The sequence below is a fragment of the Streptomyces sp. JLYT201 genome, assembly GCF_059448825.1.
In genome coordinates this window covers 6,402,778-6,424,305 of record NZ_CM182551.1, presented here as the reverse complement: position 1 = coordinate 6,424,305, position 21,528 = coordinate 6,402,778, and the positions used below count along the sequence as shown (strand labels likewise).

Annotated in this window: 23 protein-coding genes, 1 tRNA gene and 1 pseudogene; 14 read left to right on the top strand and 11 right to left on the bottom strand. The window is 73.1% G+C overall.

The genetic code is table 11. The features are described 5' to 3' along the window. Positions 1–5 precede the first annotated feature (5 nt). The 6 genes and pseudogenes from AC5WAM_RS26985 to AC5WAM_RS26960 all read left to right on the top strand — a co-directional run bounded on the left by AC5WAM_RS26985 (position 6) and on the right by AC5WAM_RS26960 (position 2,806). The gene (locus AC5WAM_RS26985) at positions 6–524 is read left to right on the top strand and encodes a hypothetical protein (protein ID WP_495519059.1); all 519 of its coding nucleotides are present in this window, start codon (positions 6–8) and stop codon (positions 522–524) included. Between the two features lie 16 nt (positions 525–540). Continuing rightward, on the top strand, positions 541–786 hold the full coding sequence (locus tag AC5WAM_RS26980; RefSeq protein ID WP_495519058.1) for a hypothetical protein: 246 nt from the start codon (positions 541–543) through the stop codon (positions 784–786). Positions 787–829: 43 nt separating this feature from the next. Next, a pseudogene (locus AC5WAM_RS26975) lies at positions 830–1,432 on the top strand (N-acetylmuramoyl-L-alanine amidase); the annotation flags it as partial. Positions 1,433–1,545: 113 nt separating this feature from the next. After that, the gene (locus AC5WAM_RS26970; RefSeq protein ID WP_495519057.1) at positions 1,546–1,800 is read left to right on the top strand and encodes a holin; all 255 of its coding nucleotides are present in this window, start codon (positions 1,546–1,548) and stop codon (positions 1,798–1,800) included. A 14-nt stretch (positions 1,801–1,814) separates the two neighbouring features. Beyond that, the gene (locus tag AC5WAM_RS26965) at positions 1,815–2,108 is read left to right on the top strand and encodes a hypothetical protein (protein WP_495519056.1); all 294 of its coding nucleotides are present in this window, start codon (positions 1,815–1,817) and stop codon (positions 2,106–2,108) included. After that, complete coding sequence (locus AC5WAM_RS26960; protein WP_495519055.1) at positions 2,108–2,806, top strand: collagen-like protein; 699 nt, start codon at positions 2,108–2,110, stop codon at positions 2,804–2,806. The genes AC5WAM_RS26965 and AC5WAM_RS26960 overlap by 1 nt, the downstream gene beginning before the upstream one ends. Positions 2,807–2,809: 3 nt before the next feature. Here AC5WAM_RS26960 and AC5WAM_RS26955 read toward each other — a convergent pair whose 3' ends face one another. Continuing rightward, the gene (locus AC5WAM_RS26955; RefSeq protein ID WP_495519054.1) at positions 2,810–2,989 is read right to left on the bottom strand and encodes a hypothetical protein; all 180 of its coding nucleotides are present in this window, start codon (positions 2,987–2,989) and stop codon (positions 2,810–2,812) included. Positions 2,990–3,082: 93 nt separating this feature from the next. On the opposite strand from AC5WAM_RS26955, the gene AC5WAM_RS26950 reads away from it, so the two are divergent. The 4 genes from AC5WAM_RS26950 to AC5WAM_RS26935 all read left to right on the top strand — a co-directional run bounded on the left by AC5WAM_RS26950 (position 3,083) and on the right by AC5WAM_RS26935 (position 6,600). After that, a complete protein-coding gene (locus tag AC5WAM_RS26950; protein WP_495519053.1) occupies positions 3,083–3,724 on the top strand; it encodes an HAD family hydrolase in 642 nt (213 codons plus the stop codon). A 107-nt stretch (positions 3,725–3,831) separates the two neighbouring features. After that, positions 3,832–5,013: a helix-turn-helix domain-containing protein gene (locus AC5WAM_RS26945; protein WP_495519052.1), complete on the top strand. Its 1,182-nt coding sequence runs from the start codon at positions 3,832–3,834 to the stop codon at positions 5,011–5,013. A gap of 763 nt (positions 5,014–5,776) precedes the next feature. After that, a complete protein-coding gene (locus AC5WAM_RS26940; protein WP_495519051.1) occupies positions 5,777–6,136 on the top strand; it encodes a DUF6415 family natural product biosynthesis protein in 360 nt (119 codons plus the stop codon). Further along, a complete protein-coding gene (locus AC5WAM_RS26935; protein ID WP_495519050.1) occupies positions 6,133–6,600 on the top strand; it encodes a hypothetical protein in 468 nt (155 codons plus the stop codon). Before AC5WAM_RS26940 ends, AC5WAM_RS26935 begins: the two co-directional genes overlap by 4 nt. Position 6,601: 1 nt before the next feature. Here the strand turns inward: AC5WAM_RS26935 and AC5WAM_RS26930 are convergent, their stop codons facing one another. Then, positions 6,602–6,835 carry a helix-turn-helix domain-containing protein gene (locus tag AC5WAM_RS26930; RefSeq protein ID WP_495519049.1) on the bottom strand — a complete coding sequence of 78 codons (234 nt, stop codon included), beginning with the start codon at positions 6,833–6,835 and terminating at the stop codon, positions 6,602–6,604. Positions 6,836–7,064: 229 nt separating this feature from the next. On the opposite strand from AC5WAM_RS26930, the gene AC5WAM_RS26925 reads away from it, so the two are divergent. Then, complete coding sequence (locus tag AC5WAM_RS26925; RefSeq protein WP_495519048.1) at positions 7,065–7,289, top strand: hypothetical protein; 225 nt, start codon at positions 7,065–7,067, stop codon at positions 7,287–7,289. Here the strand turns inward: AC5WAM_RS26925 and AC5WAM_RS26920 are convergent. From AC5WAM_RS26920 to leuS, 5 genes are all read right to left on the bottom strand, one after another. Then, complete coding sequence (locus AC5WAM_RS26920; protein ID WP_495519047.1) at positions 7,246–8,373, bottom strand: ComEC/Rec2 family competence protein; 1,128 nt, start codon at positions 8,371–8,373, stop codon at positions 7,246–7,248. The genes AC5WAM_RS26925 and AC5WAM_RS26920 overlap by 44 nt on opposite strands. Before the next feature lie 32 nt (positions 8,374–8,405). Then, positions 8,406–9,527 carry a ComEA family DNA-binding protein gene (locus tag AC5WAM_RS26915; RefSeq protein WP_495519046.1) on the bottom strand — a complete coding sequence of 374 codons (1,122 nt, stop codon included), beginning with the start codon at positions 9,525–9,527 and terminating at the stop codon, positions 8,406–8,408. 119 nt (positions 9,528–9,646) lie between these two features. Beyond that, positions 9,647–10,492: a DegV family protein gene (locus AC5WAM_RS26910; RefSeq protein ID WP_138959686.1), complete on the bottom strand. Its 846-nt coding sequence runs from the start codon at positions 10,490–10,492 to the stop codon at positions 9,647–9,649. A gap of 145 nt (positions 10,493–10,637) precedes the next feature. After that, positions 10,638–11,414 (bottom strand): hypothetical protein, encoded by a 777-nt coding sequence (locus AC5WAM_RS26905; RefSeq protein ID WP_495519045.1) that lies wholly within the window; start codon positions 11,412–11,414, stop codon positions 10,638–10,640. Between the two features lie 291 nt (positions 11,415–11,705). Further along, positions 11,706–14,615, bottom strand: coding sequence for a leucine--tRNA ligase (gene leuS / locus AC5WAM_RS26900; RefSeq protein WP_495519044.1), 2,910 nt, complete (start codon positions 14,613–14,615; stop codon positions 11,706–11,708). A gap of 457 nt (positions 14,616–15,072) precedes the next feature. On the opposite strand from leuS, the gene AC5WAM_RS26895 reads away from it, so the two are divergent. Together AC5WAM_RS26895 and AC5WAM_RS26890 are read left to right on the top strand one after the other, a co-directional pair. Further along, on the top strand, positions 15,073–16,389 hold the full coding sequence (locus AC5WAM_RS26895) for a ferric reductase-like transmembrane domain-containing protein (protein WP_495519043.1): 1,317 nt from the start codon (positions 15,073–15,075) through the stop codon (positions 16,387–16,389). Continuing rightward, entirely contained in the window at positions 16,386–17,972 is a 1,587-nt protein-coding gene (locus AC5WAM_RS26890) for a ferredoxin (RefSeq protein ID WP_366790508.1), read from the top strand. The genes AC5WAM_RS26895 and AC5WAM_RS26890 overlap by 4 nt, the downstream gene beginning before the upstream one ends. Positions 17,973–18,034: 62 nt before the next feature. On the opposite strand, the gene AC5WAM_RS26885 is transcribed toward AC5WAM_RS26890, so the two are convergent. Beyond that, positions 18,035–18,107, bottom strand: a tRNA-Ala gene (locus tag AC5WAM_RS26885). 113 nt (positions 18,108–18,220) lie between these two features. Between AC5WAM_RS26885 and AC5WAM_RS26880 the strand changes: the two genes are divergently transcribed. Then, positions 18,221–19,519 carry a glycosyltransferase 87 family protein gene (locus tag AC5WAM_RS26880; protein WP_495519042.1) on the top strand — a complete coding sequence of 433 codons (1,299 nt, stop codon included), beginning with the start codon at positions 18,221–18,223 and terminating at the stop codon, positions 19,517–19,519. Here AC5WAM_RS26880 and AC5WAM_RS26875 read toward each other — a convergent pair. From AC5WAM_RS26875 to AC5WAM_RS26865, 3 genes are all read right to left on the bottom strand, one after another. Then, positions 19,498–19,731 carry a hypothetical protein gene (locus AC5WAM_RS26875; RefSeq protein WP_016643127.1) on the bottom strand — a complete coding sequence of 78 codons (234 nt, stop codon included), beginning with the start codon at positions 19,729–19,731 and terminating at the stop codon, positions 19,498–19,500. The genes AC5WAM_RS26880 and AC5WAM_RS26875 overlap by 22 nt on opposite strands. Positions 19,732–19,734: 3 nt before the next feature. Further along, positions 19,735–19,911 carry a hypothetical protein gene (locus tag AC5WAM_RS26870; RefSeq protein WP_171075738.1) on the bottom strand — a complete coding sequence of 59 codons (177 nt, stop codon included), beginning with the start codon at positions 19,909–19,911 and terminating at the stop codon, positions 19,735–19,737. 89 nt (positions 19,912–20,000) lie between these two features. Next, on the bottom strand, positions 20,001–21,365 hold the full coding sequence (locus tag AC5WAM_RS26865) for an MFS transporter (protein ID WP_495523658.1): 1,365 nt from the start codon (positions 21,363–21,365) through the stop codon (positions 20,001–20,003). Positions 21,366–21,528 lie beyond the last annotated feature (163 nt).

Below are 21,528 nucleotides of genomic sequence, written 5' to 3'. Positions count from 1 at the left end.
GCGCCGTGCCTGAGTCGTATCCACCACTGGCTGCCGGTCAGCGGGTTCAGGCTTCGCTGCTGCGCGCGATGCAGCCGCAGACGCTGAGGAAGACGGCCGACGAGAGCAGGTCGGCGACGACGACCTTCGCCGACGATACGCACCTCGTCTTCGCGGCCGAGGCCAACGCGGTCTACACCATGGTCGGTTGGATCAAGTACTTCACGGACCCCACCCCGGACATCAAACTCCAGTTCGCGGTGCCGTCCGGCTGCCTCGGCGAGTGGGCGTGGCTCATGCCCGGCTCGGGGACCGGCGCCTCGGGAACGGCTGGCTACTCGATTCGCACGGAGACCAACGACGTCGCGTCGTTCCGCACGGGCTACGGCACCAGCGACAGCATCCACTTCACCCCGGTCAGCGGCTTGTTCCGGATGAGTTCGACTGCCGGAAACATTTCGCTGCAATGGGCACAAAACACATCTAACGCGACCGCGACCGTCCTCTACACCGACAGCTGGTTGACGTACCAGCGGATTGCGTGAGGCTCTCATGCCCATCGTGACCGAGCGCCGTGAGAGCGCGCAGTACGACGGCTCCAACGGCGCAGTCCTCGCCTCGGAGTTCCTCGACGGCACGTACACCGTGCTCTCCGCCGACGGGGCGCCGCTGATCCTCCGGGACGGCGAGGGCTCCCGCAAGACGATCGCTGTGGGCGGGTGGCTCGTGCGTGACGAGAACCGTTCGCTGATCTGGCACGGGAGCGCCACGGCGTACGCGGCGCGCTGGGTGGTGGTCTCGCCATGACCCGGCCGCTCTTCCCCATCAGCACGACCAAGGAGGCCGGACCATGGCCCGACCGATGACCCCTGCCCAGTTCGCCGACGTCCTCAGAGACGAGGGCGTGACCGTCGTCGAGGTCGGCGACTGGGAGCACCACAACCGCAACCACAAGGGCCCCTGGGGGCCGGTGCACGGCGTGATGATCCACCACACCGTCACGTCCGGCTCGGCCCGCACCGTCGCCATCTGCCGCGACGGCTACGAGGGCCTGCCGGGCCCGCTGTGCCACGGCGTCATCACCAAGGACGGCCGCGTCCACCTCGTCGGCTACGGCCGCGCCAACCACGCGGGCCTCGGCGACGACGACGTGCTGCGCGCCGTCATCGCCGAGAAGGCCCTGCCTCCCGACAACGAGGCCAACACGGACGGCAACCGCCACTTCTACGGCTTCGAGTGCGAGAACCTCGGCGACGGCGACGACCCCTGGCCGAGCGTGCAGGTGGAGGCGATCGTGCGCGCGGCCGCCGCGATCTGCCGCGCGCACGGCTGGGGCAAGGACGGGGCCACCTCCGTGATCGGCCACGCCGATTGGCAGCCCGGCAAGACCGACCCCCGCGGCCCCGGCATCACCATGCCCGCCGTCCGGGCCCGCGTCGCCGAGCGGCTCCGCCACCCGGCCTCGTGGTCGCCCGGCACAACCACCCCCACCCCGAAACCGCGCACCGTCGAGGAGCGACTGGCCGCCCTCGAAGCCCGAGTCACGAAGCTGGAAAGGACCTGACCATGGGAACCACCGCATTCTGGAGGGCGACCGCCGAGCGCGCCGCCCGCACCTTCGCACAGTCCGTGCTCGCGCTGATCACCGGCGACGGCCTCGGCGTCCTCGACGTCGACTGGGGCCAGGCCGCCAGCGTCGGCGGCCTGGCCGCGATCGCCGCGGTGCTCACCGGGATGGTCACCAGCGGCGGGCCGGTCGGGCCCGGGCTGACGGAGACCGTGGCCATGGCGGACAGCCCGCGCAGGCCGACCTCGGTCTGACCGCGGGGTGAGCGGTGGCTGACGAGCCGACTCTCGGCGAGGTGGTCCGCAGGTTCGAGGACCGCCTCGCCGACGTCCGCGACGACATCCAGCAGCTCGGCCGCCGCATCGACACCAAGGTCAGCCAAGAGGTGTACGACCTGCGGCACGAGGCACTGGCCGCGCGGGTCACGACGTTGGAGACGCTGAGGGAGAAGGACGCGGAGCGGATCGTCGCCACCAGGAGATGGCTGATCGGTGCGGTGGTCGTGCCGCTGGTCGGGATCCTCCTGCCGGTGATCATCCTGCTGACGCGAGGGGCGGGCTGATGACGCGGGGGCAGATCCGGGCTGAGGAGCGGCGGTGGCGCCGCGGCGACCTCCTCGCGGTACTCGCGGCGGTCGTACTCGGGGTGGCGATCGCGTGGATCGTGCTCAGCGTGCAGGCCTTGAGCGATGACCTGCGCACGGCCAACAAGGCGAGAGACGCGCTCGCGCGCCAGGTGCAGGGCCTCGGTGCGAAACCCGTCGCGGGCCCGCCCGGCAGCCGCGGTGAGCCGGGGCGCAGCGTGACCGGGCCGCGGGGCCCGAGCGGTCCGGCGGGCGAGCTCGGCGACACCGGGCCGTCCGGGCGGCCGGGCCGGGACGGGGACGACGGGAAGGCAGGCGCCGCGGGCAAGGACGGCACGGACGGGTCGGCTGGGTCGCCGGGCCCGAGCGGCGCCGCGGGCGCGCCGGGAGCGGACGGGGCCGACGGCGCGAACGGCAAGGACGGGGCCGCGGGCCCGCCCGGGCCGCAGGGCGAGCCGGGGCCGGCGGGCGCGCGGGGCGAGCAGGGCCCGCCGGGAGAGCCCGGTGAGCCCGGCCGGGACGGGCAGACGTGTCCGGACGGGTACTCCCTTCAGCCGCCGCCGGATGATCCGGATGCGCTGGTGTGCCGCCGGGACAGTGCGCCGCCGGAGGAGCCGGAGCGGAAGCGCGGGCCGCAGGCTGCGGCGTTGGATCCGCAGCGTCGGCAGTACGGGTGAGGGTCAGGCTGCGGTGACGATGTCTGCGTGGATGGCGGCGGCCCACTCGGCGAGCAGGCGTTCGTACAGGGCCCGTTGGGGGGCGGTGAGTCGGACGCGGGGGTCGCGCCAGAGGGCGCGGATGTCCTCGTTCACGGCCGCAGCAGGGCGCGCGGCGGCCCGGGGGCTGGGGTTGGGGGACATGCCTGCCAGCGTAGGCGGTCGCGCCGACAGCGGCCACGGCACAGGAGCAGTACCGGTCAGTTCGTGGCGGCGCAACGCCCTAGGCTCGTAGAGGTGATTGAGACCATCGTCTTCGACGTCGGCGAGACCATCACCCGAGACGATCGCTACTGGGGATCGTGGGCGGACTGGCTCGGCATCCCCCGCCATACCCTGTCCGCGCTCGTCGGCGCCGTCGTCGCCCAGGGGCGCGACAATGCGGACGCTGTGCGTCTGGCCCGGCCCGGCATCGACATCGCCGCCGAGTACGCGGCACGCGAAGCTGCCGGGCATGGCGAGTTCCTCGACGAGAGCGATCTCTACGACGACGTCAGACCAGCGCTCTCCGGGCTCCGCAAGCTCGGCGTACGCGTCATCATCGCGGGGAACCAGACCGGCCGCATGGGGGAGCTCATGCGCGGCCTGGACCTGCCCGCCGATGTGATCGTGACCTCGGGCGACTGGGGAGTGGCCAAGCCGGACCCGGAGTTCTTCGCCCGGGTGCTGGAGATCGCCCAAGCGGTGCCTCACGAGACCGTGTACGTGGGCGACCACCCGGCCAACGACCTGTACCCGGCCAAGCGCGCTGGGCTGCGGGCCGCACACATCCGTCGCGGTCCCTGGGGCCACCTGTGGGCGGACGACCCGGACGTCGCGGCGGCCGCGGACTGGAGCATCGGCACCCTCACCGAACTGACATCCATGATCGCCGACTGACCACCACTGAAACGGCCCCACCTGCCCAGACAGGAGGGGCCGTTCACGTATCCGGCACGTAGTCGCGCGGGTACGGTTCGGAGTGGACGCCCCGAACTGGAGCCAGTATGCCCGCCGACAGCAAGCGCGAGGTAGGTCGCCGTATCGCGGCCATCCGCCACGCGCGCCGGATGAACCAAACAGACCTCGCCCGCACCGCGTACCTCTCGCTCGCCATGATCAAGGCCATTGAGCGGGGCGCCCGGGCCCCTAGCGACGACTCCCTCGAATCCATCGCGGCAGCGCTCGGCGTGGATCCCGGCCGCCTCGTCACCGGCGACACGATCGCCCTCAGCCGCATTCGGACTGCCCTCCCCGCTATCTCCGCATCCATCGCGGGATACGACATCCCCCTGGGCCCGCCCCGCCGTACGCTCGCCGAGCTGCACGCCGCAGCCGACGAGGCCGTCAACTGGCGCCTCGCCGCGCAGTACACCCGCATCGCCAAGCACGCCCCCACGCTGCTCGACGACGCGCTCCGCTCGCTGCACTACACGACGGGCCCCGACCAGCAGCACGCCGCCCGCTTACTCGTCGGCATCGCCCGCGCCGCCGACGCCGTCGCCTACAAGTACGGCCACCACGACCTCTCTGCGCGCCTCATCGAGCTGATGCGCTGGGCAGCAGGCCACTCCGAGGACCCGCTCCTGGGCAGCGCGGTCGCGTACGTACGCACCGAGACGTTCTTCGCCGCTCGCGCCCATGGCCCGGGCCTGCTTGCCCTGGAGCAGGCCATCGACGCCAGCCCATCACCGTCGAGCGCGGAGGAACAGGCCGTTCTGGGTGCACTGCACATGCGTGCCGCGGTCATCGCCGGGCGCGCCGCCAACGCTGATGCTGCCGACACCCACCTCGCGGAGGCCCGTCGACTCGGCGACGCCGTGCCCGAAGACGAGTACCAGGGAACCGCGTTCGGCCCCGACTCGGTACGCATCCACGAGGTTTCCGTGGCCGTCAGCCTCGGCAGCGGCCACGTCGGCCGCGCCCTCGACGTGGCTAGCGAGTGGACCCCACCCGACGACCTGCCGGCCGAGCGGCAGTCCAGCTTCTGGATCGAGCTCTCGCGCGCGCAGCTGTGGGCTGGACTGACCGATGACGCGTGGGAGAGCTTGCAGGTCGCCCGCCTCGTTGCCCCTCAGCACACCCGCGGGCACCCGTGGGCCCGCGAGACCGCGGCCACGCTGCGGCGTCTCCGTCGCGCGGACGCCGAGGACTTGACGGCCTTCGCGGAGTGGATCGGCGCCGTGTAGAGCTCCGGACGGGGGACTGGAGGGGATACACCTTGTAGTCCTTGTGGCCCTTGTAGACGCCCATCATCTGTCTGTCCACGAAGTCCAGGCAGATGGGAGCAGGGATGGCCAGGGCTACAGCCGCCGCGCCGATCCGCGTCGAGGGGCGCGTGAGTATCGCTCGCCAGCACGGCCGGGCGTGCTGGTACTGCGGCACCGTCAGCAGGCTCCTTGTACCGGCCGGGCACGTCGTGCTCCGCAGCCGGATATGGCCCATCGTGCGGTGCGGCTGGTGCCTCGCGGGAGGTGCCGCGTGAGAGCCGCTGTGAGAGCCCAACTGCCCTGGCTCCCGCCAACGGGCATGGTCTGGCACGTCGAGGCAGGCGTCGACTTCGACGCCGTCCGTACCCCTCGAACGCTGGGACTGCGGATCATCGCCACTCTGGGAGACGGGTGCGGAGCCGTGATCTGCGACCCGTGGACGAGGATCCACTACTTCCTCGTGGCCCCAGGGGCGACTGAGGGCTGGAGGTTGCCTCAGACCGTGGCATGCGGTCGCGCCACGTACATCGTCGTGCCGCCGCTGGGTGCCTCGGAGCCGTCCTTGCACTGGACCGTAGAGCCGTCAGCCACCCGGCTGCTCACCAACGTAGACCGGCTCCGACGCGCTGTGCAGCACAGCCTGAACACCCGCTGACGAGAGGAGCGCGATCGCAATGCCGAGTAAGCGACCGATCACTGGCAGGCTCGCACTGATCGACATGCCGCAGGTGGTGGGCTGGTGATGGCCGCCGACCTGTCGTCGCTGGAGGAACTGGTGGCCCGGGGCTTCGGTGCGCTCGGAGACCCGCCCGCGCCCGAGGAAACCGCCGCCCTGCACCGGCGCATCGTCGCGGAGATCCTCCTGCGCCTGCCGCAGGCGGAGCAGGCCGCGGCGGCCGAGCGCGTGCGCAGCGACGCCTGGTACACGCACCAGCGTGTGATCGACGCGACGCACGACGCCCTGGCGATGGAGGGCGAGGAGCCGACCCCGGGCGACGGTCCGACCGGCGCGGCGCTGCGCGTCGCCGAGCTGGCCCGCAGACTGCGGGCCCTGGCGGTGTACCCGCCCGTCGACCACACCTGCCCGCCGGGGCCCCGGTGAGCGCGCCCGGCGTCGCCGAGACCCTGCTGCTGGCCATCGTCGAGCGCGGCCCCGCCCTCACCGTGCAGCAGCGGCAGGGCGCCGTCTGCGTCTGGTGCCCGACGGTCCTGCGCCCTGGCGACGGCGTCGACATCCGCGGCGGGCGTACCGCCGAGCGGGACTGGTGGCCGCACGCCTGCAAGGCCTGCTACGCGGCTCATCTCCGGTCCGTGGCAACGGCCGTCGACTGGCACGACCACCTGCTCGGCTGTGCTGCCTGCCTCCAGCACGCGCCGTGCTCCACCGTGGGGACCCTGCGGGCCGCGCACATAGAAGCCCGGCGCCGCATCAGGCGGCCGGCGGTCTGGTGCATGGAGTGCCTGAGCATCATGCGGCCCGAGGAGCTGTGGCAGCCGCACCTGTGGCAGGGCCCGCGCGGGACGGAGCTCAGCTACCGGCACACCGGGACCTGTCCGCAGCCTTGAGTCAGCGGACGAGGTCGGCGAGCGGGACGCCGATGGCGTCGGAGATCCGGAAGAGAGTGTCGAGCGTGGGGGTCTGCTGCCCCTGCTCGATGCGCACGACAGAGGGCCGGTCGAGGCCGGTCTCCAGGGCGACGCGTTCCTGAGTCAGGTCAGCGTTCAGTCGGGCTGCCCGGATGCGCTCGCCGACGGCGCGGCGCCGGGCGAGCACCGAGTCGGATGGGCGGGCGGGCTGCACCCGTCAACGCTCGGCTGATCATGCTGGATTGTCTGTAGGTTGAAACCTACATTGTGTGATCATGCGTGACCGGATAGTTCTGGCCACTGGCCTAGACCTAAGAAATGCGACTCACGTTCGAGCGACATACCGGGCACCCCCTTGCCTCGCCGTCGAATCCCTGTCAACGATTGCCTGCACAGCGCACACATCCGCCCGGCGGCCGGGCACCAACCACCAGGTAGGAGACATGACAGAGCAGCCCACCCCCTCCGCCAGGCCCCTCACGAACGCTCAGCTGGCCCGCGTGGACTACGCGCGTCGAGACCTGGAAACGGCGCGGGCAGCAGACCTTGCGGACATGGGCGCGGCTGGCTTGATCCTGCTCGTCGAGCGCCTCCGGTACCGCCTCGATGACACCCTCACGCTCATCAACGAGATCGCGCAGGACGGCGGCCCGCCCGAGGACCAGTAACCCTGGATACGCATTCAGCAGTACTTATCTCTGTCCGTAACCCATCTGTCTGGCCGATGTTGTCACCGCTCACGGCCAACAAGTGCGTCAGGTCGGTCGCCCGGAACGCCTGCTCCAGCTCCGGGGGCACCCGGGAGGTGTCCCCGATCACCAGCCCCGGCAGCAGCGCCCGAGCGTCGGCGGGCAGCCCGTCCGTCGCCTCCCGCAGCCCTCCGCGCAGCCCTCCCGCGAACCGCTGCGCCCGCGAGGGCTCCCCGATCACCTGTGGCCCCCGGTCCCCCGGCACGCGCAGCACTGCCGCGATGCCTCCGCTGTCCGGCAGCGGTGGCACGAGGTCCGCCCGCACCCGCAGCCGCGTGGACGGCAGCAGCCCGAGCCACGGAGAGTCCCGCCGCTTCCCGGTCCCGCGTGCTTCCGCTCGCGCTTCCGACGCTCCTTGCGGACCTTCGGTGCCGGTGCTGGTGCCGGTGCCGGTGTCGCTTTCCGCCTCCTTCTCCTCCTGTCGCACGATGACCAGCACCGGTGTCCGCGTCGCGGTCGTCGTGCCGTCCGTCTCCGTGACCCGCACGACGTCCGCGTTCAGCATCACGGCCGGTGGCATCGGCCGGTCGCCCGTGACCCGGGGTCTGGTGCGGCGCGGGTCCGACGTCACCTCCAGCTCCGCCGTCACCGTGGCGTACTCCCGGGTGAGCCCGGGGACCGGGCCCCGGTGCAGATCCGCCCCGTGCAGCCCCGCCGAGGCCGCCGCCGCCCCGGCGCACAACAGGACGGCCGCCACACTGACCCGCCCCCAGGCTCCGCCCCGCCACCGCCCCAGACGGCCGCGCGTCCCGGCCGACGGGCGCCCGCACGCCGTCCACGTCACCAGCAGGGCTCCGGCGACCACCACACAGACCACCACCGCGCCCACCACCAGGCGGGGCGGGGCGTCCAGCGCCAGGGCCGCGGCCGCCCAGGCCGCCAGGGCGGGCGGCACGAGACGCAGGTCCGCCGGGCCTTCCTGGCGGGGGTGGGCCGAGCCCAGGCGGTGGGCCCCAGCGGCACGGGCGTCCGCGCGCCCCGCCCCCACCTGCCCCTCGGCCACCGGCCGCACGCCTGGCCGCGCACCCGGCCGCCTCATGGCCGCACGAGATTCCGCAGGTCGGCGAAGCGTCGGTCGCCGATGCCATTGACCTCGCGGAGCTCGTCCACCGAGCGGAAGCCGCCGTGCTCCGCGCGGTAGTCGATGATGTGCTGCGCGAGGACCGGGCCGACGCCTGGCAGGGTGTCCAGTTGCTCAGCCGTGGCGGTGTTCAGCGCGACGGGGCCCGTGGTCGCTCCGGGGGCACCGGGCGGTCCGACCGCCGCTCCCCCTGCGGGCACCCCGGGGGCCGGGGGCGCGGGCCCGCCCACGACCAGCTGCTCCCCGTCCACGAGCAGTCGGGCGCGGTTGAGGGCGTCGGTCTTCGTGCCGGGGCGCACCCCGCCCGCGGCCCGCAGCGCGTCGGCGACGCGGGAGCCGGCGGGCAGGCGGAGGACACCAGGGCTGCGGACCTTGCCGCTGACGTCCACGACGAGCCCGCCGCTCGCCGCACCGGCCACGCCCGTGGCCCCGGCGCCGCCGTCCTGTCCCGCACCGGCCCCCTGGCCGCTCTCAGCCCCTTCAGCCCCCGAGGGCGGCCCCGCGTCCGGCAGCGCTCCCGGTGACGGGGAGGGGCCTCCCTCAGGGCCGGGCGCCGCCGCCTCACCCACCACGTCCGGCGCCCGGACCGGCTGCGCCCGGCCGCTCCAGAAATGCTGGGCCGCGAACACCGCCGCCACGACGAGGACCACCCCGAGCGCGAGCACGCTCCGCCGCTCCAGGCCGCATCTGCGCTGCACCCAGACCGGAAGCCGCTCCCGCACGGCGAGCCCGACCCTCACCCGCCACGAGGGGGCCGCCCGCGAGGGCCCGTCGTACGCGTCCTCCGCCTCCGGAACGGCCCCAGCGCGCTCCTGCTCGACCGAGGTCGGCGGCAGCGCGGGCGCACCACGCTCCGCCGCCCCAACTCCCGCTCGGCGAAGCCCCACAGGACCGGGCCCGGCCCCGGCGGCCCCGGCGAAGAGCGTCTCCGCCCGCAGCCGCATCGCCTCCGCCGCGGCCCGCCTGCGCCGGGCGCGCCGTCGGGCGTGGCGATGCGTCTCCCGGACGGGGGAGGCCGGGCTCGGCTCTCCGCTCGCCGCGCCTGCCGCTGTCCGTGAAGGTGATCGAAGTTCCATGCCAACGACGCTAGACAGCCTGCGGAAAGCGCGTTGATCTTGGTCAATTCCCGGGGACTACCAGGGAGTTGTGGATAACTCGGTCACCCATACGAGGCCCGGCCGATATCCACGTCACCTCATCGAGGCGACACGACGGCTCCGAGCAGGCCCGGCCCGGTGTGCGCCCCGATCACCGCGCCCACCTCGCTGACGTGCAGCTCCGCCAGTGACGGCACGCGCTCCCTGAGCCGCTCCGCGAGCGCTTCGGCGCGCTCGGGCGCCGCCAGGTGATGGACCGCGATGTCGACTTCGTGCGCACCGGCCCGCTCGACCGCGATCTCCTCGAGCCGGGCGATCGCCTTCGACGCGGTGCGCACCTTCTCCAGGAGCTCGATGCGCCCGCCGTCCAGTTCGAGCAGCGGCTTCACGGCGAGCGCGGAGCCGAGGAGCGCCTGGGCCGCGCCGATCCGCCCGCCGCGGCGGAGGTAGTCGAGGGTGTCCACGTAGAAGTACGCGGACGTGCTCGCGGCGCGCTTCTCGGCGGCGGACACCGCCTCGTCCACGGAGCCGCCCGACTCGGCGGCCTCGGCGGCCGCGAGGGCGCAGAAGCCGAGGGCCATCGCGACCATGCCGGTGTCGACGACGCGCACCGGCACCGGTGCCTCGCGCGCGGCGAGGACGGCCGCGTCGTACGTCCCGGAGAACTCCGCCGACAGGTGCAGCGAGACGATGCCCGTGGCGCCCGCCTCGGCGACCTCGCGGTAGGTGCGGGCGAAGACCTCGGGGCTCGGCCGGGACGTGGTCACGGGCCGACGCTTCTGCAGGGCGAGCGCGAGGGAACGGGCCGAGATCTCGGTGCCCTCTTCGAGGGCCTGATTGCCGAGTACCACGGTCAGCGGCACCGCGGTGATGCCGTGCCGCTCCATCGTCCGCTGCGGCAGGTAGGCCGTTGAATCGGTGACGATCGCGACATGGCGGGACATGAGCTGGAGATTACCCGCAGGAACCCTGACGCGGCAGTCCGACCCCGTCACCCGGGCGACGGCCCCCATGACGGGCCGGGCGGCGCCGGGCAGACTCCGGGCGGACCGATGCCTCGCGACGGCGCCGACAGCGGATCACACGGGCTCAGGTGGTGCTCTCCGGCTTGGTCTGCTTCTCCCAGGGATACGTCGGCTGCGGGCTCGGCGGCGTGATCGCGGGTCTCGTCGGCTCCTGGGCGGTGCGGTCGGAGCGCTCCGTGGGGGCCGTCGCGCCGGGCTGGGGCGACGACTCCGCCGGGGCCGGGTCGGGCCACGGCGACGTGGAGGACGGCGAGGCCGAGGGCGCGGAGGACGCGGTGGGCTGGGGGTCGGACGGCTCCGTCGTCCAGTGCCGCAGGGCGCCCGCCTCCATGTCGATCTGGGTGCGCAGCAGGTCCAGATCGTCGTCCGCGAACTTGTGAGCGCGGTCGCGGGCCGCCCAGCGCAGGGAGTCCGCCGCCTTCGTGATCTGCTGTGTGCGCTCCTTCAGGGAGGGCAGGCGCTGGCTCAGGGTGATCCGGTCCGGCTCGCTCTCCAGGCGCTTCAGCTCGTCGTCCAGCTCGTGGCCGTGGACGCTCAGGCGCTCGAAGAGCGCGAGGGACTCGTGCAGCGAGGGGTCCTCGGCGACGCCCGCGTGCAGCGCGTCCTGGGTGGCCCGCATCGATGTGCGCAGGGTGAGCCGGAGCTGGGCCAGCTCACCGACGGCGCCGGGCTGCGCGAACGTCTTCGCGCGCAGCGTCGTGTCCTCGACCGTCCGGCGGGCCTGCGAGAGGGTGCGGTCCACGCCGCGCTTGGCGGCGCCCACGGCTTTGACCACCGCATACGCCCCGACTGCCAGGAACAGCACGAAGAGCAGCGCGACCACTGCGATCACGGCTTCCACGATGCTTCTCCTTCGGCCGGGCGGGGCGGTCGGTGAGGTCGTCGGCGGACGGGCCCGTCTGCCTCTCCACGGTAAACGCAGCAGGCCGGTCGAGGGTTCCAGCGGAACCCGGAACCTGCCCGTAGGGGACTACCCGGAGACGTCGGCCCGACGCCGCGGCGTGCTCGGGGCAACGTACCCCGCCCGACGAACAGTTGACCGGCCGGACCCCGTGCGGGGTCCGGCCGGTCACTCATCGCCTCACCGACCGTCCGGAGCGCGGCGAGCGTCCGGGCGGGCGCCTGGGAAGGGTCAGGCGGGAACGATGTTCACCAGCTTCGGCGCCCGCACGATGACCTTGCGGATGCCCGCGCCGCCCAGCGCGGCCACGACCCGCTCGTCGGCCAGGGCGACCTTCTCCAGCTCGTCGTCGGAGATGGCCGGGGAGACCTCCAAGCGCGCCTTGACCTTGCCCTTGATCTGCACGACGCAGGTCACGGTCTCGTCCACGACGTACGCGGGGTCGGCGACCGGGAAGTCCTGGTGGACGACCGAGTCGGTGTGGCCCAGACGGCGCCACAGCTCCTCGGCGATGTGCGGGGCCAGCGGCGCCACCAGCAGCACCAGACGCTCGGCCACGGAGCGCGGCACCGCGCTGCCGGCCTTGGTCAGGTGGTTGTTCAGCTCGGTGATCTTCGCGATGGCGGTGTTGAACCGCATGCCCTCCAGGTCCTGGCGGACGCCGTCGATCGCCTTGTGCAGGGCGCGCAGCGCGTCCTCGCCGGGCTCCGCGTCCACGACGGTCGCCTCACCGGTGGCCTCGTCGACGATCAGGCGCCACAGGCGCTGCAGCAGCCGGTACTGGCCGACGACCGCGCGCGTGTCCCACGGGCGGGACACGTCCAGCGGGCCCATCGCCATCTCGTACAGGCGCAGGGTGTCCGCGCCGTACTCCTCGCAGATCTCGTCCGGGGTGACCGCGTTCTTCAGGGACTTGCCCATCTTGCCCAGCTCGCGCTTGACCGGCTCGCCCTCGAAGAAGTACTGCCCGTCGCGCTCCTCGACCTCGGTGGCCGGGACCGGGAAGCCACGGCTGTCGCGGTAGACGTACGCCTGGATCATGCCCTGGTTGAACAGCTTGTGGAACGGCTCGGCCGACGAGATGTGGCCCAGGTCGAACAGGACCTTCGACCAGAAGCGCGCGTACAGCAGGTGCAGCACGGCGTGCTCGGCGCCGCCGACGTACAGGTCGGCGCCGCCGGTGGGCTGGCCCGCGCGCGGGCCCATCCAGTAGCGCTCGATGTCGGGGGCGACCAGCTGCTGGTCGTTGTGCGGGTCCAGGTAGCGCAGCTCGTACCAGCAGGAGCCCGCCCAGTTGGGCATGGTGTTGGTCTCGCGGCGGTACTTCTTGGGGCCGTCGCCCAGGTCCAGCGTGACGTTGACCCAGTCCTCGTTGCGGGACAGCGGGGTCTCCGGCCGGGTGTCGGCGTCGTCCGGGTCGAAGGTGCGCGGCGAGTAGTCGTCGACCTCCGGCAGCGGCAGGGGCAGCATGGACTCGGGCAGCGGGTGGGCGACGCCGTCCTCGTCGTAGACGATCGGGAAGGGCTCGCCCCAGTAGCGCTGGCGGCTGAACAGCCAGTCGCGGAGCCGGAAGTTGACGGTGCCGCGGCCAATGCCCTCGCGCTCCAGCCACTCGGTGACGCGGGCCTTGGCCTCGACGACGGACAGGCCGTCCAGGGAGACGTTGTCACCGGAGGAGTTGACGATCTTCGCTTCGTACGAGGCGAAGGCCTCGTCCCACGTCGACGGGTCCGTACCGCGGTCGTCGGAGGGCTCGACCACACAGCGCATCGGCAGCTCGAAGGCGCGCGCGAAGGCGAAGTCGCGGGTGTCGTGCGCCGGGACGGCCATGATCGCGCCGGTGCCGTAGCCCATCAGGACGTAGTCGGCGATGAAGACCGGGACGCGCTCGCCGCTGACCGGGTTCGTGGCGTACACGCCGGTGAAGACGCCGGTCTTCTCCTTGGCGTCGGCCTGGCGCTCGACGTCGGACTTGGCGGCGGCGACGGCACGGTACTTGGCGACGGCCTCGGCGGGCGTCGCGTGGCCGCCGGTCCACACCTCGTGGGTGCCCTCGGGCCAGGCGGCCGGGACCAGCGAGTCGACCAGCTCGTGCTCGGGCGCCAGGACCATGTACGTGGCGCCGAACAGGGTGTCCTGGCGGGTGGTGAAGACCGTGATCGCCGCGTCGCCGGAGCCGACGGGGAAGTCGACGCGGGCGCCTTCGGAGCGGCCGATCCAGTTGCGCTGCTGCAGCTTGATGGCCTCGGGCCAGTCCAGCGCGTCCAGGTCCTCCAGCAGGCGGTCGGCGTACGCCGTGATGCGCATGTTCCACTGGCGCAGCTTGGACTTGAAGACCGGGAAGTTGCCGCGCTCGGAGCGGCCGTCGGCGGTGACCTCCTCGTTCGCCAGGACGGTGCCCAGGCCCGGGCACCAGTTGACGGGGGCCTCGGAGGCGTAGGCCAGGCGGAAGCCGCTCAGGACGTCGGCGCGCTCCGTGGCGGACAGCTCGCTCCACGCGCGCGTGGAGTCCGGTACGACGCGCTCACCGGTCTCGAACTGGGCGACCAGGTCGGCGATCGGACGGGCCTTGCGCAGCTCGTCGTCGTACCAGGAGTTGAAGATCTGAAGGAAGATCCACTGGGTCCACTTGTAGTACTCCGGCTCGATCGTCGCGAACGAGCGGCGCTTGTCGTGGCCCAGGCCCAGACGGCGCAGCTGCGCCTTCATGTTGGCGATGTTGGCCTCGGTGGACACGCGCGGGTGCGTGCCGGTCTGCACCGCGTACTGCTCGGCGGGCAGGCCGAAGGCGTCGAAGCCCAGGGAGTGCAGGACGTTGTGGCCCGTCATGCGCTGGAAGCGCGCGAACACGTCCGTGGCGATGTACCCCAGGGGGTGACCCACGTGCAGGCCCGCACCCGAGGGGTACGGGAACATGTCCATGATGAACTTCTTGGGGCGGGCCGCCAGCTCCGGGTCGCCGGCCAGGTCACCGCTCGGGTTGGGTGTTTCGTACGTGCCGTCGGCGTCCCAGACGTCCTGCCAGCGCGCCTCGATCTCGGCCGCCAGGGCGGCCGTGTAGCGGTGCGGCGCGGCCGCCTCGGCGGCCGAAGGGGCGCCCCCCGCGCCTTCGGCGGTGGCGGAGGAATTCGTCTCGCTCATGGTCCTCAAAGCTCCATCGATCGTCTCTGCCTGCGGAAACGGCCGTGCGGCCAAATAAAAATGCCCCTCGCACAGGAGGGGACGCCGCGCCGATTCCGACCACGCTCACTGGGCGGTCGGGACTGATCAGCGCGGCCCGCTAAGCAGAAGGCGTACGGCACGCATGGCGTCAGAGTACCGCAGGGCCCCGAGCCCGGGCGACGCAGTTCGTCCCGCTCCGGCCGGATCCGGACCGCGGTACCGCACGGAAAGCGGAGGCTCACCCTTGGCCAAGGATTACCCCGCGTACCGCCCACTATCGGGGCAACACCAAGATCGAGTCGCACTTTGATAACAACGCAATAACTCAAACCACGTACCCGCCGGTATGGGGCGACTTAGCATGCGGCGACCGGACCATTTCGGAGTCGCCCCCATGAACCCTCTGCACCCGCACCGCAAGCGTCCCCGGAGCCCCGTGTTATCCGGCTCCCCCTCGCTCCGCTCGTCGGCCGGGCCGTTCACCGGCTCGTTCGCCGGGCCGGGCAGAGCGGCCCGCGGCCTGCTGACCACGGCCGCGCTGCTCCTGATACCCCTGCTGGTGTTCGCGGGAGGCGACGACTTCCGTGCCGCCCTCGACTACACCACCGGCGTCCTGTCCCTGGTCTCCCTGACCGCGTCCGTCGCCTGGGGCCTGGTCGCCTCGGACCGCCTCTTCCTGGGCTCCCGCCAGCGCCTGCTCGCCCAGGCCGTGCACCGGGCCACCGCGGTCGGCGCCGTCGGCTTCCTGCTCCTGCACGGCACCGTCAAACTCGCGCTCGACCACGTGTCCCTGGTGGGCGCGGTCATCCCCTTCGGCCTCGGACTCACCGGCGGCGACGGCCTCATCGGCCTGGGGTCGCTCGCCGGCCTCCTGATGGTCACCACCGCCGTCACCGGCGCCCTGCGCAGCGCCTTCGCCTCACCGGTCCAGGTCGCCTCGCGCTGGCGGGCCCTGCACATGCTCGCCTACCCGGCCTGGTGCGCCGCCCTGATCCACGGCCTGTACGCGGGCCGTCCGCCGAAGCCGTGGGTGGTCGCCCTGTACTGCCTGTGCCTCGTCGCGGTGGCCGGAGCCATGGCGCTGCGGGCGGCACCGCCCCCGGTCAAGCGCAAGGCGGCCGCCCGGATCCTCGCCGTCCTGGAACCCGACGGCCGCGGGGCGCCCGGCCGGTCGCGCCGCCGCGCCCGGGCGGCCGTCCGGGACCCCGGGACCGCCCCGCTCCCCGGCACGGCCCCCGGGGACCGCGGCATCCCTGCCGAGCAGGCCCCCGTCACCGGCATCGCCGCCGCCTACCGCGCGCTCGCCACACCCCCCGACCAGGACGAGGCCGACCTCCCACCGGACCTCAGGACCACCGAGGTCCTGCCCACCGTCGCGCCCCGCTGGCCCGCGCCCTCGCCCCCGCCTCCCGCCGAGGCGCCCGGCCCCCCGTTTTCGTATGACTCCGTAGACACCCGGTACGACTCCGTAGACAGCCGATACGAATCCCCGGGCGTGCGATACGACTCCGTAGGCCCTCAGGACACGCAACACGACTACGGAGACACCCGGTTCGGCCCCGACGGACCGGGCCCGCACTCCGAGGGGTGCTACGACACCGGGTCCCGGCCCGTCTACCACCCGCCCGCGGACGACCCGCCCTACGAGCCCGCGCGCGAAGGCGACGGGGCCGCCGCGCAACCCCTACTAGGCCCGTTCCAGGCACCCAGCACCGGTGAGCCCTGGAACGCGCCCGCCGGAGGCAGCAAGTGAACGCGTCCCTGCCCGACGTCCCCGAAGTCCGCGTCGTCGGGCTTCCGCTGCTGACCTCGGGCTTCGATCTGGTCGAGCGGCTCGACCTCGCCATGCACCTGAAGGTGCACGGACCGCTCAGGCCCGTGGCGGGCGAGCAGCTGGCCGGGCTCGCGGAGGCGATCGGGCTGCGCGGCCGCGGCGGCGCGGGCTTTCCGTTCGCCACGAAGCTGCGGGCCGTCGCCGAGTCCGCGATCCGCCGCGGCGTACGCCCCGTGGTCGTCGTCAACGGCAGCGAGGACGAGCCCGCCTGCCGCAAGGACACCGTCCTGATCAACCGCGCGCCGCACCTCATCCTGGACGGCGCCCTGCTCGCGGCCGAGGCCCTCGGCGCACGCACCCTGATCGTCGGTGTGACCCGTGACTCCACGGAGGCGTCGGTGCGTGCCGCGCTCGCCGAGCGGGGCCTGAGCGACCGGCGCGGCTCGCGCCTTCGCGCGCGCGTGCAGCGCAACCCCGTGCGCATGGTGACCGGCGAGTCCTCCGCGCTCGTACGCTCTGCGGACGGCGGTCCCGCGCTACCTCCGGGACGCAAGGTCCGCACCGCGGACTCCGGGGTGGGCGGCGCGCCCACGCTCCTGTCGAACGCGGAGACCTTCGCGCAGCTCGCGGTCGCCGCCCGGACCGGCGCGGACCGCTACCGCCGCACAGGGCTGCGCGACGAGCCCGGCACCGTCCTGCTGACCGTCTCCGGGGCCGTCGCGCGCCCCATGGTGGTGGAGGTCCCAACGGGCGTCCCGCTGCGGTACGTTCTGCAGCTCGCGGGCGCTCCCCCGCTGCCGCAGGGCGTCCTGACGGGCGGCTACCACGGCAAGTGGCTGGACCCGGTCACCGCGCACGACGCCGTCGTCTCCCGTGCCGCCCTGGAGGCCTGCGGGGGCGCGCTGGGCGCGGGCGCCGTGCTGCCGATCGGCCCCGGCACCTGCCCGCTCGGCGAGTCCCTGCGCGTGGCCCACTGGCTGGCGGCCGAGAGCGCGGGCCAGTGCGGACCCTGCTACCTGGGCCTGCCCGCTGCCGCGCGCGGCCTCGCGGACGTCCTGGACGGCGGCGGACCGACCGCCCTTGAGGCGCTGCGCGAGGTGACGCGGGCGGTGAAGCGGCGCGGCGCCTGCAAGCATCCCGACGGCTCGGCGGCCTTCCTGGAGTCCACGATCGCGGCCTTCACCGACGACCTGGCGGCACACGTCCTGGGGGACGGCTGCGGGCGCCCGGTGGAGGGCGTGCTGCCCCTCCAGGACGACGCGCCGCAGGGCGAGGCGCCCAGCGGCCGCAAGCTCGCCGTCGACTGGACGCTGTGCCAGGGACACGGCCTGTGCGCCGACATCGTCCCGGAGCTGATCCAGCTGGGCCCCGACGGCTTCCCGTCGGTCGCGGAGGCGGCGGTGCCGCGCTACGCGGAAGCCCGCGCCCAGCGCGCCGTGCGACGCTGCCCCGCGCTCGCCCTGCGCGTCGAGGAGGACCCGGCGGCGCCCGGCGCACCCCGGACCCTGCCGATGCTCTCGCGCGGGCGCGGACGCCGCGCCCTGGGCAGCGGACGGGCGTAGGACACGAGGAGGACACACGAGAGCGGGCCACCCGATCCGGGTGGCCCGCTCTTCATTCACTGTGGAGCTAAGGAGAATTGAACTCCTGACCTCTTGCATGCCATGCAAGCGCTCTACCAACTGAGCTATAGCCCCTTGCTGTGTTCCGCCCGGTTTCCCCGGCGGCTCCGCCAACATTACACGGTGGACCCCCCGCACCACCAAATCGTTTCCGTTCCGGACGCACGGCGGGGCTACCGTCCCGCGTCGTGACCGTGATCGTGTCCGTCGCCGCCCGCCGCCGCGTACCGCTCGCCGCCGGGGCCTGCGTGCTCTCCTTCGTGACGTTCTGGGCGGCTCAGCGCGCTGCCGACGTCTCGATGATCGACTTGATGGTCTACCGCGCGGAGGGCGCGACCGCGCGTGCGGGCGGCGACCTGTACGCGCTGCGCGCGACCGAGGCGCACCTGCCCATGACGTACCCGCCGTTCGCCGCGCTGCTCTTCACGCCGCTGACCGTGCCGGACGTCGCGGACCTACGGATGCTCGCGACGGCCGGGAACCTGCTCCTGCTGGTCGTCTTCGTCCGGCTGTGCCTGCGGCTGATCGACGGGCGGGGGCACGCGCCCGGAAGGGGGCAGCCCGGGCACGCGCGCGTGGAGACCGCTCTGTGGGTGTCGGCGATCGCCGTCTGGTCGGAGCCGGTGTGGACGACACTGCGCTACGGGCAGATCAATCTGCTCCTCGCGGTCCTGGTGCTGTGGGACCTGACCCGGCGCCCGGACCACCGGTGGGCGGGAGTGGGCATCGGGGTGGCCGCGGCGATCAAGCTCACCCCGGCGCTGTTCGCGGTGTTCCTGCTGCTCGTCGGTGTCGTGGAGGCGGTACGGCGGGGCGGGTGGCCGCCCGCCCTGCGGCACGCGTGCGTGGCCACCGGGGCGTTCCTGACGACGACGGCGGCCGGTGCCGTGGTGCTGCCGGACGACTCCCGGCGCTTCTGGACCCGCGTGGTCTTCGAGACGGGCCGGGCCGGACACACGGAGCAGACGGCTAACCAGTCGCTGCGCGGGGTGCTCGCCCGGCTGCTGCACACCGGGGAGCCCGGACCGTGGTGGACGGCGGGCGCCGTGCTGGTGTGCGCGGGCGGCCTCGGGGTCGCGGTGACCGCCGCGGTGCGCGGGGAGCGGGCCTGGGGCGCGGCCGCCTGCGCGGCGACGGCGCTGCTCGTCAGCCCCGTGTCGTGGTCGCACCACTGGGTGTGGTGGGTGCCGATGGCGCTGCTCCTGTGGACGCGGGCCGCGCGCCGGGGCGGGCCGGTGCGCGGGGTGGCCGCGGGCGGGCTGGTCGTGGTGTTCTGCTCGTACGCCCTGTGGTGGGTTCCGCACCGTCCGGGGCGGCCCGAACTCGGCCAGAGCGTCGGCCAGATGGGTCTGTCGGCGGTGTACCCGCTGGCGGCCTTCGGCTTCCTCGCGGCGGCGGCGGCCGCCGTGCGGCGCGGGCCCCGCGGGCGCGCGGAGTGTCTGGAGAGGCCCCTTCGGGTCCGCGCTCAGGCGGTGGCGAAGGAGTAGAAGCGTTTGAGCGTGCAGTGCTCGTCGAGCAGACGGCCGTAGATCGGCTCGCCTTCGAGTTCCCGGTACGTCTCGATGGGGTCGCCTTTTATGATCAGCGCCCGCGCGCACTCCTCGCACCAGTACTGGTAGTCCGGGTTCACCGGCTCCATGTCGCGGACGATCGGCGTACCGCTGCCGCACCAGTCGCACTTACGCCTGTGTGCACCCATCGATCAGCTCCAGCTGTGGCCGCAGGCCGTGCACACGTAACTGACTCCGCCGTTGTCACCGAGGACTTGGGCGACGTGGGACGAGCCGCAGGAAGGGCAGTTGAGGAGCGTGGCGTCACCGGACCGTATCTTCGCCACTTCGGGGAGGCCGCCGGCCTCCTCGAGGATGCTCGCAGGCATCGCGCTCTCCCTCCCGTCGGGTCACCGTCGGCGCACTGGTGCAGACCCCTTCCGGCCCCCCGAATTCTGCCACGACCACGGCGAGCCGGTCAGCGACGCATACGTACCAGTCCGGACACGGCCCCGAGGGCAGCCGCCGCGGCGAGCGCGTAGAAGCACACCAGGAGCGCGTCCGCCGACGCATACGCTCCCGGAGCCCCCGGTGACTCGAGCCGGCCGAGGAAGAGGGCGCCGAAGACCGCGACACCCGTCACCTGGCCGAGCTGGGTGACGGTCGCGAGGAGGCCGCTGGCGTCCGCCGCGTCCTCGGGCCTGACCGTCGCCAACGCGCGCGTGAGGACCGGGCTGAAGCCGAGCGACATCCCGACGCCCACGGCGACGAACGCCACGTACAGCCAGCCGCCGACGTCGCGGCCGTCGCGCAGCAGCAGCCCCACGGCGAGGCTCGCCACCGCGGTGAGCGCGAATCCGCAGGGGACGAGCGCCGGTTGGACGGCCCGGGGCCACTTCCGCCAGGTCAGGCCGACCGCGCCGAAGAGCATGGCGGTCGGGGCGAACGTCAGCCCCGCGCGCAGCGCGCTGTAGTGGAGCCCACCCTGCAAGTGCAGCGTGAGCACGAACAGGAAGCCCGCGTTGACCGCCATGATGACGGCGAGGCGGAGGACGGCGACGCCCATGCCCGGGGCGCGCAGCAGCCTCGGCGAGATCAGCGGCGCCCCGCCGCGCCGGGCCAGGCGGGACTCGTAGCCGCAGAACAGGGCGAAGAACACCGCGCAGGCGGCCAGGGACAGCCAGGTCCACAGCGGCCAGCCCTTCTGCTCGCCGAGGACCAGGGGCACGGTGAAGAGCGAGACGGTGGCGCCGAGCAGGACGAGGCCCGGCAGGTCGAGGCCGCGGGCGCGCCCGGCCGGCGGGGCGCTGTCGGCGGGCAGGACGCGGGCGGCGAGCGCCAGCAGGACCACGCCGACCGGCACGTTCACGAGGAACACCGGGCGCCAGCCGGTGCCGAACAGATCGGCGCTGACCAGGACGCCGCCGACCACCTGCCCGGCCGCGGCCCCCGTGGCGAGCACCGCCGAGTAGGCGCCGAGGGCCCGCACCCGGGCTTCCCCGGTGAAGGTGCGCTGGATGAGGCTCAGGACCTGCGGAATGAGCAGCGCGGAGCCCGCGCCCTGGACCAGGCGGAACGCGATCAGCTGGCCGGTGCTCTGGCTCAGGCCGCAGGCCAGCGACGCGGCGGTGAACAGGGCGAGCCCGGTGAGGTAGACGCGCCGGTGCCCGAGCAGCTCGCCGAGCCGGGCGCCGGTGATCAGCAGGACGGCGTACGTGATGGTGTAGCCCGCGATCACGAGTTGCAGCCCGGCGCCGGACGCGTGCAGGTCGGTACGGATCGTGGGCGCCGCGACGTTCACGATGAACACGTCGAGCAGCGCCATGAACTGGGCCGCGAGCACGGCCGCGAGCACGCGTCCCGGGCGATTGTCAGTGCCAGGGGCTTTACTGGATGCGGGAGTTGAGACCGGACTCGGGGCCGATGGTCTTGTGGTCGTCATGCACATGAGCGTGCCGACGGTTCGGTACAGGTAGTGAGAGCCCGCGGATGCTGGTACTGACAGC